14 protein-coding genes are annotated in these 15,875 nt (G+C 43.5%); 9 read left to right on the top strand and 5 right to left on the bottom strand.

The genetic code is table 11. The features are described 5' to 3' along the window. The 5 genes from LPA49_RS04285 to LPA49_RS04305 form a co-directional block, all read right to left on the bottom strand. Positions 1–1,143, bottom strand: coding sequence for an enoyl-CoA hydratase/isomerase family protein (locus LPA49_RS04285; RefSeq protein WP_065979915.1), 1,143 nt, complete (start codon positions 1,141–1,143; stop codon positions 1–3). Continuing rightward, positions 1,143–1,922: an enoyl-CoA hydratase gene (locus LPA49_RS04290; RefSeq protein ID WP_230235643.1), complete on the bottom strand. Its 780-nt coding sequence runs from the start codon at positions 1,920–1,922 to the stop codon at positions 1,143–1,145. The genes LPA49_RS04285 and LPA49_RS04290 overlap by 1 nt, the downstream gene beginning before the upstream one ends. A gap of 10 nt (positions 1,923–1,932) precedes the next feature. Continuing rightward, the gene (locus LPA49_RS04295; RefSeq protein ID WP_230235651.1) at positions 1,933–3,090 is read right to left on the bottom strand and encodes an acyl-CoA dehydrogenase family protein; all 1,158 of its coding nucleotides are present in this window, start codon (positions 3,088–3,090) and stop codon (positions 1,933–1,935) included. A gap of 99 nt (positions 3,091–3,189) precedes the next feature. Further along, positions 3,190–4,680 (bottom strand): CoA-acylating methylmalonate-semialdehyde dehydrogenase, encoded by a 1,491-nt coding sequence (locus LPA49_RS04300; RefSeq protein WP_065979912.1) that lies wholly within the window; start codon positions 4,678–4,680, stop codon positions 3,190–3,192. An 85-nt stretch (positions 4,681–4,765) separates the two neighbouring features. After that, complete coding sequence (locus tag LPA49_RS04305) at positions 4,766–5,947, bottom strand: acetyl-CoA C-acyltransferase (protein ID WP_230235653.1); 1,182 nt, start codon at positions 5,945–5,947, stop codon at positions 4,766–4,768. 341 nt (positions 5,948–6,288) lie between these two features. Here LPA49_RS04305 and LPA49_RS04310 point away from each other — a divergent pair, with 341 nt between their 5' ends. The 9 genes from LPA49_RS04310 (at position 6,289) to LPA49_RS04350 (ending at position 15,872) form a co-directional block, all read left to right on the top strand. After that, entirely contained in the window at positions 6,289–6,723 is a 435-nt protein-coding gene (locus LPA49_RS04310) for a MerR family DNA-binding transcriptional regulator (protein WP_036968456.1), read from the top strand. A gap of 50 nt (positions 6,724–6,773) precedes the next feature. Continuing rightward, complete coding sequence (locus tag LPA49_RS04315; protein WP_230235655.1) at positions 6,774–7,949, top strand: isovaleryl-CoA dehydrogenase; 1,176 nt, start codon at positions 6,774–6,776, stop codon at positions 7,947–7,949. Between the two features lie 11 nt (positions 7,950–7,960). Then, the gene (locus LPA49_RS04320) at positions 7,961–9,568 is read left to right on the top strand and encodes a carboxyl transferase domain-containing protein (protein WP_230235657.1); all 1,608 of its coding nucleotides are present in this window, start codon (positions 7,961–7,963) and stop codon (positions 9,566–9,568) included. 10 nt (positions 9,569–9,578) lie between these two features. Beyond that, complete coding sequence (locus LPA49_RS04325; RefSeq protein WP_036968466.1) at positions 9,579–10,349, top strand: enoyl-CoA hydratase/isomerase family protein; 771 nt, start codon at positions 9,579–9,581, stop codon at positions 10,347–10,349. Between the two features lie 8 nt (positions 10,350–10,357). Beyond that, positions 10,358–12,325, top strand: a complete 1,968-nt coding sequence (locus tag LPA49_RS04330) for an acetyl/propionyl/methylcrotonyl-CoA carboxylase subunit alpha (protein ID WP_230235658.1) — start codon at positions 10,358–10,360, stop codon at positions 12,323–12,325. Further along, complete coding sequence (locus LPA49_RS04335; protein WP_118844254.1) at positions 12,322–13,227, top strand: hydroxymethylglutaryl-CoA lyase; 906 nt, start codon at positions 12,322–12,324, stop codon at positions 13,225–13,227. Before LPA49_RS04330 ends, LPA49_RS04335 begins: the two co-directional genes overlap by 4 nt. Before the next feature lie 11 nt (positions 13,228–13,238). After that, the gene (locus LPA49_RS04340; RefSeq protein WP_036968475.1) at positions 13,239–13,937 is read left to right on the top strand and encodes a CoA transferase subunit A; all 699 of its coding nucleotides are present in this window, start codon (positions 13,239–13,241) and stop codon (positions 13,935–13,937) included. An 11-nt stretch (positions 13,938–13,948) separates the two neighbouring features. Next, positions 13,949–14,605 carry a 3-oxoacid CoA-transferase subunit B gene (locus LPA49_RS04345; protein WP_065979908.1) on the top strand — a complete coding sequence of 219 codons (657 nt, stop codon included), beginning with the start codon at positions 13,949–13,951 and terminating at the stop codon, positions 14,603–14,605. Between the two features lie 388 nt (positions 14,606–14,993). Further along, entirely contained in the window at positions 14,994–15,872 is an 879-nt protein-coding gene (locus tag LPA49_RS04350; RefSeq protein ID WP_036968484.1) for a LysR family transcriptional regulator, read from the top strand. Positions 15,873–15,875: the final 3 nt, after the last annotated feature.

Raw genomic sequence — 15,875 nt, forward strand, 5'->3', positions numbered from 1 at the left:
TTACCCCTTGGTTAACACATTGAGTGGGTGAGATTGCTCATCCCAGCGTGATGTAAAAAAGCTTTCTAGTAAATCAGGTTCAATGTCTGATAGTGACTTAAATTGCCAATTAGGTGCGCCATCTTTATCAATTAATAAAGCACGCACACCCTCTTGAAATTCACCTACTTCACCGCATCGTACCGACATACCAAGCTCCATTTTAAAACACTCGGCAAGTGTTTTGCCTTTCGATGCAGCAAGTTGACGCTCTACCAATGCACAACTCAGCGGGCAACCATGTGCCAACGATTTTTGAGCACGTGACAGCCATTTATCTTCTGTGTCGATTGCTTGTATATAGTCAATTTTGTCTTCTAGGGTTTCAAACTCAGCAAGCTTTTGAATAACTGCTAGGTTAGCTTTCACATTCCCCTTTGGTACTCGACCTGAAATGTTATCAATAGAGACTAAAATTTGAGTCAGCTTTTCATGGTTTAATGAGGCTGTTTTACCCCATTTTTCAGCAGTGATAGCAGAAAAAATGGCATCAAATTTATCGGCCGTTGCATAATGATCGGCTAAGTTTACAAATAATGCATCTTCAGCATTAATAGAGGCCGCCGTTAAACCTAAAAATAGGCCCACTTGATCTGGCATTTTATGTAAAAAGTAACTGCCGCCAACATCTGGGTATAAACCAATAGTGAGTTCAGGCATCGCGATTCGAGAAGTGTCAGTTACGACTCGATGACTTGCCCCCGCCATTAAGCCAAGGCCCCCGCCCATCACAATACCGTTACCCCATAACATAATGGGTTTTTCGTAGCAGTGTATTAGGTAATCAAGCTTGTACTCTAGCGTGAAGAAATCTTCAATGTAGCTGGCAGGCTCACCTGTGCTCATCGCTTTGTGTAAACTCACCACATCGCCACCGGCACAAAACGCTTTTTCACCTGCACCTTTTAAAATAACCATCGCTACTGAGTCATCGTCAGCCCACTTTCTAAGCTGTGGCTCAAGTAACTGGATCATGTCGTAATTTAATGCATTTAACGACTTTGGCGCGTTAAGTGTTGCAATTGCAATGAGGCCGCTAGCGGCCTCTGCAGTTTCGAACACCACTGGCGCATCTTGATGATTTAGTAGTGTTAAATTACTCATTAGCCGTTTACCCAGTTTGCTTTACGCTTTTCTAAGAATGCGTTCACACCTTCGCGTTGGTCTTTGCTGTCGAAAAGTTGAACAAACAGTTCACGCTCAAGCGGTAATGCATGAGCCATAGGCTGAGTACGGCCTTTTTGAATGAGTTTTTTACACGCAGTAACAGCAACAGGACTCTGTTCAGCTACTTGATTAGCCAGCGCCATTGCTGCATTTAAACTTTCGCCTTGTGCAACAACTTCTTCAACAAGTCCAATTTCAAGTGCTTTGTCGGCTTTTAAACGCTCACCACATAAGATCATGCGTTTTGCCCAACCTTCGCCCACTAACCACGCAAGATTTTGCGTCCCGCCAGCACAAGGCAGTAAGCCTACTTTTGCTTCAGGTAGCGCCATTTGTGCTTGTTGCTCTGCAATACGAATATCGCACGCTAGGGCAACTTCAAGACCGCCGCCCATGGCATAGCCATTTATTGCAGCAATTGAAACACCACGGAAGTTTGTTAATGCTTCAAATGCGTCACCAAATACTTTAGACATGGTTGCCGCAACGCCTTTATCGCCACTTGCAAACACATTTAAATCGGCACCGGCACTAAAAAACTTCTCGCCTTGACCTGTGATAACCAATGCATACACGTTTTTATTGGCATTTAACTCTGTCACCGTGTCTTTTAAGGCGGTAAGTGTATCGTGTGTCCAGGTATTCGCAGGCGGGTTATTCATTGTTAACACCGCTACGTTGCCTTCAATAACAAGATCGATAGATGGATTGGACATAGTACGCTCCTTATAGAATGTCGTTAGCTGATTCAGCTAAAATACGGCGCGCAATAATCACACGCATAATTTCATTTGTACCTTCAAGTATTTGATGTACTCGCACATCTCTAAAATGACGCTCTAGTGGGTATTCTTTGATATAGCCATAGCCACCGTGAATTTGCAGTGCATCATCACATACTTTAAAGCCAACATCAGTGGCAAAGCGTTTTGCCATTGCACAGTAGGTGGTTTTTTCGCTGTCGCCCGTATCCAGTCTAAACGCCGCTAAACGTACCATTTGACGCGCAGCTACAAGCTCCGTGTTCATGTCAGCAATTTTAAATTGCAACGCTTGGAAAGCGGCTAAAGGCTTGCCAAATTGCTCACGCTCTTTTAAATACTCGCGCGCTGTATTAAGTGCAGCTTGCGCCGTACCTAACGAACACGTTGCAATATTAATACGACCGCCATCTAGGCCTTGCATCGCAAATTTAAAACCTTCGCCTTCTTGACCCAGTAAGTTTGCAGCAGGAATACGCACGTCTTCAAAGCTAATTAAGCGTGTTGGTTGTGCATTCCAGCCCATTTTTTCTTCGGCTTTACCATACTCAACGCCGGCTGCATCTGCAGGAACCACAAATGCCGAAATACCTGCAGCACCTTCACCACCGGTGCGTGCCATAACCACTAATAAGTCAGTTTCACCCGCTCCAGAGATAAACATCTTAGAGCCTGAAATCACATACTCGTCGCCTTCTTTAACGGCTTTTGTTTTAAGTGATGCAGCATCAGAACCTGAACCCGGCTCGGTTAAGCAATACGAGGCAAGTAATTCACCCATGACAAGTTGTTCGCAGTATTTTTCTTTTACTGCATCGGTACCGAAGCTTGCTACCATCCAGGTTGCCATATTATGAATCGTTAGCATGGCGGTGGTTGCTGTACACCCCATCGCAAGCTGTTCAAAAATAATGCTTGAATCTAGGCGAGATAACCCTAAACCACCCGCTTCTTCTGGCGTGTATAAACCACAAAAACCAAGCTGACCCGCTGCCTTAATGGTGTCTTTTGGAAAAATGTGTTCTTGATCCCATTTAGCGGCGTAAGGTGCCAGTTCAGACTCTGCAAACTGACGGGCTGTTTCAGCAAAGGCTTGCTGATCTTCGGTTAAATTAAAGTCCATAGTAGACCTCTTAAATTGTTGTCTTATTCTTTGTATAAATCGGTGTTTAAAGAGCGAGGACAGCCTCGCTCATTCCTTATAAAGCGCGCTTACCGGCGCTTATTTAAGGTTAATACTCATGTTCGGACCCGAGGCAATATCGTCCTCAAACCAACGAGACGTAATGGTTTTCGTTTCAGTGTAAAAACGAATACCTTGTTTGCCATACGTGTGTTGATCACCATAGAAAGATCCTTTCCAACCAGTGAATGAGAAAAACGGCAGTGGCACCGGAATTGGCACGTTAATGCCTACTTGGCCTACTTCGATTTCGTGTTGGAATTTACGTGCGGCTGCACCGCTTGAGGTAAATAATGACGTACCATTACCGTATGGTGAGTTGTTAATTAGCGCGATTGCTTCTTCAAGCGTATCAACAAACATACACGCCAGTACTGGACCAAAGATTTCTTCTTTGTATAAGTCCATCTCGGTTGTAACATCAGTGAATAACGTTGGACCAACCCAGTTACCTTGCTCATACCCTTCAACAGTAAAGTCTGAGCCATCAATTAAACAGGTTGCACCTTGTGCTTTACCGCCTGCAATAAGCGATAAAATACGGTCTTTTGCCGCTTTTGATGTTTGCGGACCATATGCTGCATTCGCATCATCCCACACACCTGGGCGCACGTTTTCAAAACCCGCTTTAATTTCATCAACCCAGTCTTTCGCTTGACCAACAAAAACAGCAACCGAAATACCCATACAACGCTGACCCGCAGCACCAACCGAAGCACCTACTAGGTTGTTTACAACATGTGATTTACTCGCATCAGGCATGATAACCATGTGGTTTTTGGCGCCAACACAAGCTTGAACACGTTTAAGATTCGCAGTGCCTTTTGAGTAAATATACTCACCGACTCCACACGAACCCACAAATGAAATTGCACGTACAGCAGGGTCTTCTAGTAAGCGGTCTACTTGTGGTTTAGTACCATGAACAACTTGTAAAACACCTTTAGGGGCACCCGCTTCAACAAACAGCTCGGCTAAACGCATTGGTGTAAGTGGGTCTTGCTCTGATGGCTTAAGAATAAACGTGTTACCACACACAATAGCCAGTGGGAACATCCACAGTGGGATCATCGCAGGAAAGTTAAACGGCGTAATACCAGCACACACACCAAGCGGTTGCATATACGAGTATGTATCGATTTTACGCGCCACGTTTTCCATGGTTTCGCCCATCATTAACGAAGGCGCATTTGCGGCTTGTTCAACAACTTCGATACCACGCCATACATCACCTTTCGCATCTTCGAATGTTTTGCCCAGTTCATGACAAATAATCGTTGCTAGCTCATCGTGATTTTCTTTTAATAGCGCGGCATATTTCATCATAATGCGCGCACGTTCAGAAATAGGCACTTCTTTCCACGTTTTAAACGTTTCTTTAGCCGAAGCAATTGCGGCATCCATTTCGGCATCTGTTGCACAAGGCACTTGTGCTAAAACTTCTTGGTTTGCAGGATTAATAACATCAATAAGCTGCGTTGAACTTGATTGGGTAAATTCGCCGTTGATAAATAAAGGTACTTGGTGCATGAGGCACTCCTCCCCAGTGGGTATTAAGAGGCCGCAACATGATAGTTTTTAAAATACGTTGCGGCTGTGAGAGACTAAAAAATGCTTAAATAGCTTCGACTGCCATCGCAACCGCTTCACCACCACCAATACACAGTGAGGCAACGCCTTTGCTAAGACCACGATTCTTTAATGCATGAATTAGGGTGACTAAAATACGTGCGCCGCTGGCACCAATTGGGTGACCCAATGCACATGCACCGCCGTTAACATTCACTTTGCTTTCGTTGAGTTTAAGCTCGTTGATTGCAAGCATAGTTACCATGGCAAATGCTTCATTGATTTCCCAAAGGTCAACGTCTTCTACAGACCAACCTGCTTTATCTAGTAATGACTTCATTGCACCAACAGGTGCTAATGTAAACTCGCTAGGGGCTTGTGAATGTGTGCTGTGAGCAACAATGCGACAAAGCGGTGTTAAACCTTGTGCGTGTGCGTCAGACTCACGCATTAATACAAGAGCAGCAGCACCATCAGAAATTGACGACGAGTTAGCCGCCGTAATAGTGCCATCTTTTTTGAATGCAGGACGTAAGCCTGGGATCTTATCTGGGCGAGCATTACCTGGTTGCTCATCAATAGAAACCGTTACATCGCCTTTACGCGTTGAAATAGTGTGTGCAGCAACTTCGCTCTCAAACGCACCTGATTCAATGGCGGCATTGGCTTTGGTTAACGAGCTTAATGCAAAGTTATCCATTTGTTCACGGCCAATTGAATATTGATCAGCGGTGTCTTGTGCGAAACAGCCCATTGCTTTGTTGTCATAAGCATCTTCGAGGCCATCACACATCATGTGGTCTTTCACTTCACCGTGACCCATACGCATACCACCACGTGCATTAGGTAGCATGTAAGGCGCATTACTCATGCTTTCCATACCACCAGCAACAGCAACATTAATAGAGCCAGACTTAATTAGATCATGCGCGAACATCGCCGCTTTTAAACCTGAGCCACATACTTTATTGATCGTCGTTGCACCGGTGCCTTGATTTAGGCCCGCTTTTAACATTGCTTGACGCGCTGGTGCTTGACCTAAACCTGCCGGTAATACACAGCCCATAATCACTTCGTCGATTTTATCCGCAGATAATCCCGCGTGCTCTAAACTGCTTTTAATGGCAGTCGCCCCTAAATCAGTTGCGTGTGCGCCACTAAGTGCGCCCATAAACCCACCCATAGGTGTGCGTTTTGCGGCAACAATAACAACGGCTTCAGTAATCATAATTGGCTCCATGTTAGTGGTTATCATCATGTGTTCAAATCATGTGTAACCAAACAGTTAATTTGTTATAGTTTAATTTCGATTTAATTCAGCATACATAATATTTACGTTTACGCCAACGTAAATCTAAAATCAACTTTTTTGCGGCCGGTAAAACTGTAAACTTATCTGTATTTTGCTGTATTAAAAATCAAACATTTCCTCACAAAGCCATATAAATAAGGCGCTGCAATAAATTTTGAGCGCTAACCTTATAAGTCTAAAGTATAACTTCACAATGGCTCTTTACCTTTACGTAAACTTCACTTATATTGGTGTTATTCGAATGAGGTAAATAAATCATGAAACAAGACAATCAAACAAACTTTGAAAGTGCAGCAGTCGAGCCTGCCAGCAATGAGCAAACGTTTAGTATCAGCGAACTAGCAAAAGAATTTGATATTACAACGCGCTCTATTCGCTTCTATGAAGACCAAGGCTTGATCTCACCTGAGAGAAACGGTCAAACCCGTATTTACTCGAAACGTGACAAAGTAAGGCTAAAACTGATCCTACGAGGTAAACGCTTAGGCTTTACACTTGCCGAAACCGGCCGTTTGTTTGAACTTTACGACGCAGATAAATCAAGCGCTAAACAGTTAGTGACTATGCTTGACCTTATTGCAGAAAAGAAAGCGGATTTAAGCCAACAAATGGACGACATTAAAGTTGTTCTTATGGAATTAGTCACCGCTGAACGTCGCTGTCGTGAAACCCTCAATAACCTAGACGAATAACCTGACACCCTTTTTATACGCGTCAACAGACTCTCACAGGAACACATATTATGAGCACTATTTCACTTTATAAAGAAATGAACTTCGGACTTGGCGAAACCGCAGACATGATCCGTGATCACGTTAATAGCTTCGCAAGCCAAGAGATTGCCCCTCTTGCTGAACAAACAGATTTAGACAACACGTTCCCAAATCAACTTTGGCCACAACTTGGCGAAATGGGTTTATTAGGAATGACGGTAGCTGAAGAATTTGGCGGTGCGGGTTTAGGCTATTTAGAACATGTTATTGCCATGGAAGAAATTAGCCGTGCAAGTGCCTCAATTGGCCTAAGTTATGGTGCTCATTCAAACTTATGTGTAAACCAAATAAACCGTAATGGAACACAAGCGCAAAAAGAAAAATACTTACCAAAGCTTATCAGCGGTGAACACATTGGTGCGCTTGCTATGAGTGAACCCAATGCAGGTTCTGACGTAGTATCAATGAAATTAAAGGCCGAGAAAAAAGGCAACGTATTTGTTCTTAACGGTAACAAAATGTGGATCACCAATGGTCCCGATGCTGACACGTTCGTTATTTATGCCAAAACCGATTTAAATGCAGGCCCTAAAGGGATCACTGCTTTCATCGTTGAGCGCAACACACCTGGATTTTCTACCGCACAAAAACTAGACAAACTGGGTATGCGCGGTTCGAATACTTGTGAACTTGTATTTGAAAACTGTGAAGTACCAGAAGAAAACATTTTAGGTAACTTAAACGAAGGCGTAAAAGTCTTAATGAGTGGCCTTGATTACGAGCGTGTTGTATTAGCCGCGGGTCCACTTGGTATCATGCAAGCCTGTATGGACATTGTTGTACCGTACATTCATGAACGTAAACAGTTCGATAGCCCAATTGGTCAATTCCAATTAATTCAAGGCAAAATTGCCGACATGTACACGCAAATGAATGCAGCGCGTTCATATGTTTACACGGTAGCTCGCGCATGCGATCGCGGTGAAACAACGCGTAAAGATGCGGCTGGTACCATTTTATATGCGGCAGAACTGGCAACTAAGATGGCATTAGATGCAATTCAGATCTTAGGCGGTAACGGTTATATCAACGAGTACGCGACAGGCCGTTTATTACGTGACGCTAAACTTTATGAAATTGGTGCGGGTACTTCTGAAATCCGCCGTATGCTGATTGGTCGCGAATTATTCACTGAAAGCCGATAAGGATTAAAGTTATGACGATTTTAAAATCGAGTGTTAATCCACACGATCCGCAATTTCTGCAAAATCACGATAACATGGCTGCCCTTGTATACGACTTACGTGAAAAAGTGGCCGATATCCGCTTAGGCGGTGGCCCTGCTTTAATAGAACGCCATGTTGGCCGTGGTAAGTTATTTGTACGCGATCGTATCGAAACATTATTAGATGAAGGTTCGCCGTTCTTAGAGATTTCTCAATTTGCGGCGTTTGGTGTTTACGAGCAAGCGATTCCATGTGCAGGCGTTGTTGCGGGTATTGGTCGTGTTAAAGGCGTTGAATGTATGATCATCGCCAACGATGCCACTGTTAAAGGAGGGACATACTTCCCACTAACAGTGAAAAAGCATCTGCGCGCACAAGACATTGCAGAGCGCTGCCATTTACCGTGTATTTATTTAGTTGATTCGGGCGGTGCAAACCTGCCTGAACAAGACGATGTATTCCCAGATAAACTGCATTTTGGTCGCATTTTCTATAATCAAGCACGTATGTCGGGTAAAGGCATTCCGCAAATTGCGGTGGTAATGGGCTTATGTACTGCTGGCGGCGCGTATGTGCCTGCAATGGCAGATGAAAGCATTATCGTAAAAGAACAAGGCACTATTTTCTTAGCGGGTCCACCGCTTGTAAAAGCCGCAACAGGTGAAGAAGTTAGCGCTGAAGAGCTAGGCGGTGCCGATGTGCACTGTAAAACATCGGGTGTGGCCGATCACTATGCTGAAAACGATGCACATGCACTGTCTATTGCACGTCAATGTATTGAGCGCATTAATTATCAGCGCCCTACTGCACCATTACTTGAAGACGTAAAACCTCCACGTTACGACATTAACGAAATTTACGGCATTGTTGGTACTGATCTTAAAAAGCCATTTGATGTACGTGAAGTCATTGCACGAGTGGTTGATGACTCATCGTTTGATGAGTTTAAACGCTACTTTGGTGAAACCTTGGTAACGGGCTTTGCGAAAATTTTTGGCCACCCTGTTGGTATCGTTGCTAACAATGGCATTTTATTTAGTGAATCAGCTCAAAAAGGTGCGCACTTTATTCAGTTGTGCGCGCAGCGAAATATCCCTTTAGTCTTCTTACAAAATATCACCGGCTTTATGGTGGGTAAAAAGTACGAGGCAGAAGGTATCGCAAAACACGGTGCAAAAATGGTTACCGCGGTATCGTGTGCTGACGTACCCAAATTCACCGTGTTAATTGGTGGCTCTTATGGTGCGGGTAACTACGGTATGTGTGGCCGAGCGTTTGAACCAACAATGATGTGGATGTGGCCTAATGCCCGTATTTCGGTTATGGGTGGCGAGCAAGCAGCTGGCGTACTTGCTCAAGTGAAGCAAGACGGTTTAGCCCGCAAAGGCGAAAGCATGACTGATGCGCAAATTAGCGAATTTAAAAAGCCAATTATCGAGCAATACGAAAAACAAGGTCATCCTTATTATGCCAGTGCACGACTATGGGATGATGGCATTATCGACCCTGCCGATACACGAAATGTGTTAGGTCTTGCTTTAAGTGCTGCTAAAAACGCCCCAGAGCGTGATTCTCAGTTTGGCGTATTTAGAATGTAATGGAGGCCGTATGTCAGTAACACTACAAATAACAAAATCAAATGTGGCTGTCCTCGTTTTAAACCGCCCAGAAAAACACAATGCATTTAATGAAGACGTGATTAGCGAACTCATTCAGTGCATTGAGCACGCCAATAGCTGTGATGTACGTGCTTTGGTATTAAAAACACAAGGTAAGCATTTTTCTGCAGGCGCTGATTTAAATTGGATGAAGTCGATGGCTGGCAATGACTTTGCAGAAAACTTCGCAGATTCAAAGCAACTCGCCAAATTAATGCATGTTCTTGCAACAAGCCCTCATCCAACGCTATGTGCCGTACAAGGGGCTGCATTTGGTGGTGCGTTAGGCTTAATAGCCTGTTGTGATATTGCTATTTGCCAAGACGATGCACAATTTTGTTTAAGCGAAGTGAAGTTAGGTTTAATTCCAGCTGTGATTAGTCCGTATGTGATCAAAGCGATTGGTGAGCGTGCTGCACGCCGTTACTTTTTAACCGCAGAAATCTTTGATGCACACACAGCGAAACAATTAGGTTTAATTCATCAAGTGACCGGTGACTTACAAACAGCATTAGACAAGCACTTGCAAAGCCTTGTTAATAATGGGCCTATTGCAGTGAAAGCAGCCAAACAGCTAATCAATGATGTTGCGGGTAAAGCCATTGATGAAACACTAATCGATTTAACAGCAGAGCGTATTGCGCGTATTCGTGTATCAGACGAAGGACAAGAAGGTCTTAGCGCATTTTTTGAAAAACGCAGCCCAAATTGGCAGAAATAGGATCCATTATGACAACAAAAACGTTGAAAAAAATTCTCGTTGCAAACCGTGGTGAAATTGCCTGCCGTGTTATGCGCACAGCAAAACAAATGGGCCTAACTACGGTTGCTGTATATTCAGATGCAGATAAACACGCGCAACATGTAAAGCTGGCCGATGAGGCTTATCACATTGGTCCTGCACCAAGTAAAGACTCATACCTAGTCGCAGATAAAATTATCGACGTTGCAAAACAAACCTCCGTTGATTGCATTCATCCCGGCTACGGTTTTTTATCTGAAAACAGTGAGTTTGCCCTAGCCTGTGAGCAAAACGACATTGCATTTATTGGTCCTCCAGCATCAAGTATTGAAGCAATGGGTTCTAAAACGCGTGCAAAAGAAATTATGCACGAAGCCAATGTCCCTTTAGTGCCGGGCTATTATGGCGATAACCAAGACACTGAATTTTTAAAAGCCGAAGCAGAAAAAATTGGCTACCCTGTCCTTATCAAAGCAGCCTTTGGCGGTGGCGGTAAAGGAATGCGTGTAGTAGAGCATGCAAAAGACTTTATCAGTGCGCTTGAAGGGGCAAAGCGTGAAGCTAAAGCTGGCTTTGGTAATGATTTAGTGCTTCTAGAGCGTTACGTTACTAAACCCCGTCATGTTGAAGTACAAGTATTTGCAGACAATCATGGTAACTGTGTTTATTTAGGCGATCGTGACTGTTCTTTACAACGTCGCCATCAAAAAGTAATTGAAGAAGCACCGGCACCGGGTTTATCTGATTCGCTACGAAAAGAAATGGGTGAAGCCGCTGTACGCTGTGCACAAGCAATTAACTATCGTGGTGCGGGTACTGTTGAGTTTTTACTGTGTGGCGATGAGTTCTTCTTCATGGAAATGAACACTCGTTTACAAGTAGAGCACCCGGTAACCGAAATGGTCACTGGCGTTGACTTAGTAAGCTGGCAAATTAATGTGGCTGCAGGTGGAAAACTGCCGCTGTCACAAGCGGATATTCAGCTGCAAGGTCATAGCTTTGAAGCACGTATTTATGCAGAAGACCCAAGCAATGACTTTATCCCGTGTTCTGGCCGTATTGATGCCCTATTCACCCCGACTGAATCAGAGTTTGTACGCATAGACACTGGCATTGCCGCTGGCGATGAAATTAGCCCGTTTTACGACCCAATGATTGCTAAGCTCATTGTTCACGATGACAACCGTGAGGCTGCGCTTGGTCGTTTATCAAAAGCACTGCAACAATTTCATTTAGCTGGGTTTAGTTGTAACGTTAACTTTTTACACAACCTTGCTAACCACCCTACGTTTCAAGCTGGTGCGCCTGATACACACTTTATTGAAGATCAAGGTGCGCAATTAGTCGCTAAAGACGAGCAACAACATACGCTCGCGACAGTAATCGCTGCATTTGCATACATGAGTACACTAAAAGGCAGTAGTGCGAGTCCATGGCAGCAATTAACTGGCTTTATGCTAAACAGCGCTGCGCTAACAAAAATCCCATTTGCTGATGTTGCGGTGCAAGCTGAAAAGTGTGCCGATGGTTTTAAAATCAACCTCAACTCAGTTGCCTATACAAGTTCAGGCACTGTTGAAAATGGCCTTGCTCGCTTAGTCATTAATGGTGAAAAAGTTGTCGCGCATGTTATCCAAACAGACACGCATATCACTGTAATGTATAACGCTCAGCAAACAGTGATTGAACTCATCGATAAACACTACATTAGTGAACATGAAAGTGATGCACTTCCTCTTGCGGCCCCATTAAACGGCACAGTCGTTAAACACCTTGTTGCTGTGGGTAGCGAAGTAGTTAAAGGCGATGCGGTTGTAATTATCGAAGCAATGAAAATGGAATACACGCTTAATGCTCCACATGATGGTGTATTAACCAGCTACTGTTTTGGTGAAGGTGAATTAGTGAGCCATGGCGATATGCTCGCCATAGTCGAGGAACAGGAGGCGGTATGACACAGTTCCCTGCGTGTGTACGTATTGTTGAAGTGGGTGCCCGTGATGGACTGCAAAATGAAGCAGCCGTCACCAGCCAAGATAAAATCGAACTAATTAACGCCCTAGCCAACGCGGGTCTTAACGATATTGAAGCGGGAGCATTTGTATCACCTAAATGGGTGCCGCAAATGGCTGACTCACGTGATGTGATCAACGCATTAAACTTACCTAATGTTAATTTAAGTGCGCTAACCCCTAACTTACGTGGTGCAGAAGCCGCTCATCAAGTGGGCATTAAAGAGTTTGCTATATTTACCGCAGCCAGCGAAGCATTTTGTCAAAAGAACATTAACTGCTCGATTGATGAAAGTATTGACCGCTTTAAAGAGGTCATGGACTTTGCGAAAGAAAATAATATTCGTGTTCGTGGCTATGTAAGTTGTGTAATGGGTTGCCCTTACCAAGGTGACGTTGACTACACTGATGTATTAAAGGTGTCGCAGCGTTTATTAGACTTGGGTTGTTACGAAATTAGCCTTGGTGACACAATTGGCGTAGGAACAGCAAAAAAAGTGGACGAGTTATTAGATTTATTACTGCAACATATTGATAAGTCAAAACTCGCTGTACATTTTCACGACACCTATGGGCAAGCGCTCACAAATATTTACACCGCGCTAATGCGAGGTATTTCAACAGTTGACAGTGCCGTTGCAGGCCTTGGTGGCTGCCCTTATGCCAAAGGAGCGTCAGGAAATGTTGCCACTGAAGATGTAGTTTACTTACTGCAAGGGCTTGGCATAGAGCATGGAATTGATTTAGAAAGACTGGCGAAAGCTGGTTGGGCTATTTGTAGCGCATTAAATAAACAACCTGTCAGCAAGGTTTCACTTGCTCTAAAGAACACGCAGAATAATTAAGGAGTAGGCTCATGGCCGGTTTTGATAAAGTGGTTTCGAGTTACGAAGCTGCGATGGAAGGTTTAAAAGATGGCGATACCATTATCGCTGGTGGCTTTGGCTTGTGTGGTATTCCTGAAGGACTTATCGGCGAAATAAAGCGTAAACAAACAAAAAACTTAACGGTTGTATCTAACAACTGTGGTGTTGACGACTTTGGTTTAGGTATTTTGCTACACGACAAGCAAATTAAAAAAATCATCGCCTCTTATGTTGGTGAAAATGCCTTATTTGAACAACAGTTACTTAATGGCGAAATTGACGTAGTACTTACGCCACAAGGTACACTTGCTGAGAAAATGCGTGCTGGTGGTGCGGGTATTCCTGCATTTTACACTGCAACTGGTTACGGCACCCCTGTTGCACAAGGCAAAGAAGTTAAAGAATTTGATGGCCGCCCATACATTTTAGAAGAATCAATTACAGGTGAGTTTGCGATTGTTAAAGCATGGAAAGCCGATCGCTATGGCAACCTCGTGTTTCGTCACACAGCCATGAACTTTAATCCAATGGCTGCAACCGCAGGTAAGATTACCGTTGCTGAGGTTGAAGAAATCGTAGAGCCGGGTGAACTGGAGCCGAGCCAAATTCACACCCCAGGCATTTATGTTAATCGTGTGATCAAGGGTAACTTTGAAAAACGCATCGAACGTGTAACGACTCGCGATTAAGGAGCATTAAAATGGCATTATCACGTGAACAAGTAGCTATGCGCGTTGCACAAGAGCTACAAGACGGTTATTACGTTAATTTAGGGATTGGTATCCCTACCCTTGTCGCTAACTATGTACCCGATGGCATAGAAGTCATGCTGCAATCTGAAAATGGTCTGTTAGGAATGGGTGCGTACCCATCTAAAGACCAAGTTGATGCAGATATGATCAACGCGGGTAAAGAAACCGTGACAGCAGCAACAGGTGCAGCAATATTTAATAGTGCAGATAGTTTTGCCATGATACGGGGTGGTCATGTAGACTTAACAGTATTAGGTGCATTTGAAGTTGACCAGAACGGAAACATCGCATCGTGGATGATCCCAAAAAAGCTGATTAAAGGCATGGGTGGCGCGATGGACCTTGTTGCTGGCGCGAAGAATATTATTGTTACGATGACGCATGCAAGTAAGCATGGCGACTCTAAGTTATTAGAAAGTTGCACTTTACCGTTAACTGGGGTTAACTGTGTAAAGAAAATCGTAACTGATTTAGCCGTACTCGAAGTCAAAGACGGCGCTTTTCATCTACTAGAGCGCGCACCAGGCGTGTCAGTAGATGAAATCATAAGCAAAACGGCAGGAAAATTGCTTATTGAAGGTGATGTCCCTGAAATGGTTTTCTAACCACTGACATCCCAATGTACCGACCTCATTCCCAGTGCCAATGGCGCTGAGTTACCCAAAATCCCTCGCAAGAGGGATTTTTTTTATCTTTTATATCCCCCTCACTGCACCAATTTGTCACACAATTAGTATAAAATGCCCTAAACTTGTGAGTAACACGTAAGGAGCACTTTACTTGTTACCAATAAATAAAAACTGCTACACTCGCCTTTTTTGCTTTTTGAGGCGAAAAACTAGATTAAACAAGCAATTAACGCTTAATTTTTAGGCGTTATCGCAAAAGTTAGCTATATTCACCCTTTAGTCTGTTAGTTTTTAAATATTGGGATAATAATTGCTTAGCTCTTAACTTCATAAAACGCGCTATTGAGAATTACTGAAATTAACTATGCAAACACCTATTCGTGGCCTACGCTCATTTTGTTTCGCTGCTCGCACACTGAGCTTTAAAGATGCAGCAAACCAACTTTATCTTACGCCATCAGCCGTAAGCCATCAGATCAAGCAATTAGAAGAGCAATTGGGGATTGAGCTATTCGAACGTCAAACTCGCTCTATTCGTTTAACCGCTGCGGGTAAGAACTTTTATGATTCAGTGTCACCTCTGATTAAAGCTCTCGAAAAAACCATTAATGAATTTAGTCAGTTACAAGAAAATATCACTATAAGCATTACTCTGCCTGAGTTTTTTGCCAGTGAATTATTAATGCCAAAGTTGAGTGAGTGGACCGCCGATCATCCAAACACTAACTTACAGCTAAACACCTTAAAAACGCGCAAAGAACTGACCAAGCAAAGTGACTTATCAATTGTATTATCGTCATCTAAGCCACACGAAGGGGTTGTACACGAATTATTTTCGTTGTCGTATACACCAGCATGTAATAAAGAAAACTGGCAAGCATGGCATGAAAACCCTTTTCAAGCCCTTAATGAAGTGCCCCTAATACTGCATAAAGCACGTCCTTGGGCATGGCACCAATGGGCTGAACATGCAGGTATTGAAGACTTCGCACCAAAACAAATTATTCAGGTTGATAGTATGTTCGGGGTTGCGCGTGCTGCACAGCAAGGGATGGGAATTGCACTTATTCCTTTACCAATTAGTCAAACCTGGTTTGAAGAGCAATGGCTATTTAATTTTACTGATATGCCATTAAAAACTAAAGATAAATACTATTTAGTCCAGCACGAACCGAGTGAGACTAACGCACAGCTAGAGTTATTTATAAAGTGGATGATTGATACGTTTAAGCATTTAAAATAATCA

This window comes from Pseudoalteromonas sp. MB41 (assembly GCF_020966275.1).
Taxonomy (GTDB): domain Bacteria; phylum Pseudomonadota; class Gammaproteobacteria; order Enterobacterales; family Alteromonadaceae; genus Pseudoalteromonas; species Pseudoalteromonas lipolytica.

What these genes read in the sequence shown, in the direction of transcription:
- LPA49_RS04285 (WP_065979915.1), bottom strand. Translation starts at nt 1,143, where the DNA reads ATGAGTAATTTAACACTACTAAATCATCAAGATGCGCCAGTGGTGTTC.
- LPA49_RS04290 (WP_230235643.1), bottom strand. Translation starts at nt 1,922, where the DNA reads ATGTCCAATCCATCTATCGATCTTGTTATTGAAGGCAACGTAGCGGTG.
- LPA49_RS04295 (WP_230235651.1), bottom strand. Translation starts at nt 3,090, where the DNA reads ATGGACTTTAATTTAACCGAAGATCAGCAAGCCTTTGCTGAAACAGCC.
- LPA49_RS04300 (WP_065979912.1), bottom strand. Translation starts at nt 4,680, where the DNA reads ATGCACCAAGTACCTTTATTTATCAACGGCGAATTTACCCAATCAAGT.
- LPA49_RS04305 (WP_230235653.1), bottom strand. Translation starts at nt 5,947, where the DNA reads ATGATTACTGAAGCCGTTGTTATTGTTGCCGCAAAACGCACACCTATG.
- LPA49_RS04310 (WP_036968456.1), top strand. Translation starts at nt 6,289, where the DNA reads ATGAAACAAGACAATCAAACAAACTTTGAAAGTGCAGCAGTCGAGCCT.
- LPA49_RS04315 (WP_230235655.1), top strand. Translation starts at nt 6,774, where the DNA reads ATGAGCACTATTTCACTTTATAAAGAAATGAACTTCGGACTTGGCGAA.
- LPA49_RS04320 (WP_230235657.1), top strand. Translation starts at nt 7,961, where the DNA reads ATGACGATTTTAAAATCGAGTGTTAATCCACACGATCCGCAATTTCTG.
- LPA49_RS04325 (WP_036968466.1), top strand. Translation starts at nt 9,579, where the DNA reads ATGTCAGTAACACTACAAATAACAAAATCAAATGTGGCTGTCCTCGTT.
- LPA49_RS04330 (WP_230235658.1), top strand. Translation starts at nt 10,358, where the DNA reads ATGACAACAAAAACGTTGAAAAAAATTCTCGTTGCAAACCGTGGTGAA.
- LPA49_RS04335 (WP_118844254.1), top strand. Translation starts at nt 12,322, where the DNA reads ATGACACAGTTCCCTGCGTGTGTACGTATTGTTGAAGTGGGTGCCCGT.
- LPA49_RS04340 (WP_036968475.1), top strand. Translation starts at nt 13,239, where the DNA reads ATGGCCGGTTTTGATAAAGTGGTTTCGAGTTACGAAGCTGCGATGGAA.
- LPA49_RS04345 (WP_065979908.1), top strand. Translation starts at nt 13,949, where the DNA reads ATGGCATTATCACGTGAACAAGTAGCTATGCGCGTTGCACAAGAGCTA.
- LPA49_RS04350 (WP_036968484.1), top strand. Translation starts at nt 14,994, where the DNA reads ATGCAAACACCTATTCGTGGCCTACGCTCATTTTGTTTCGCTGCTCGC.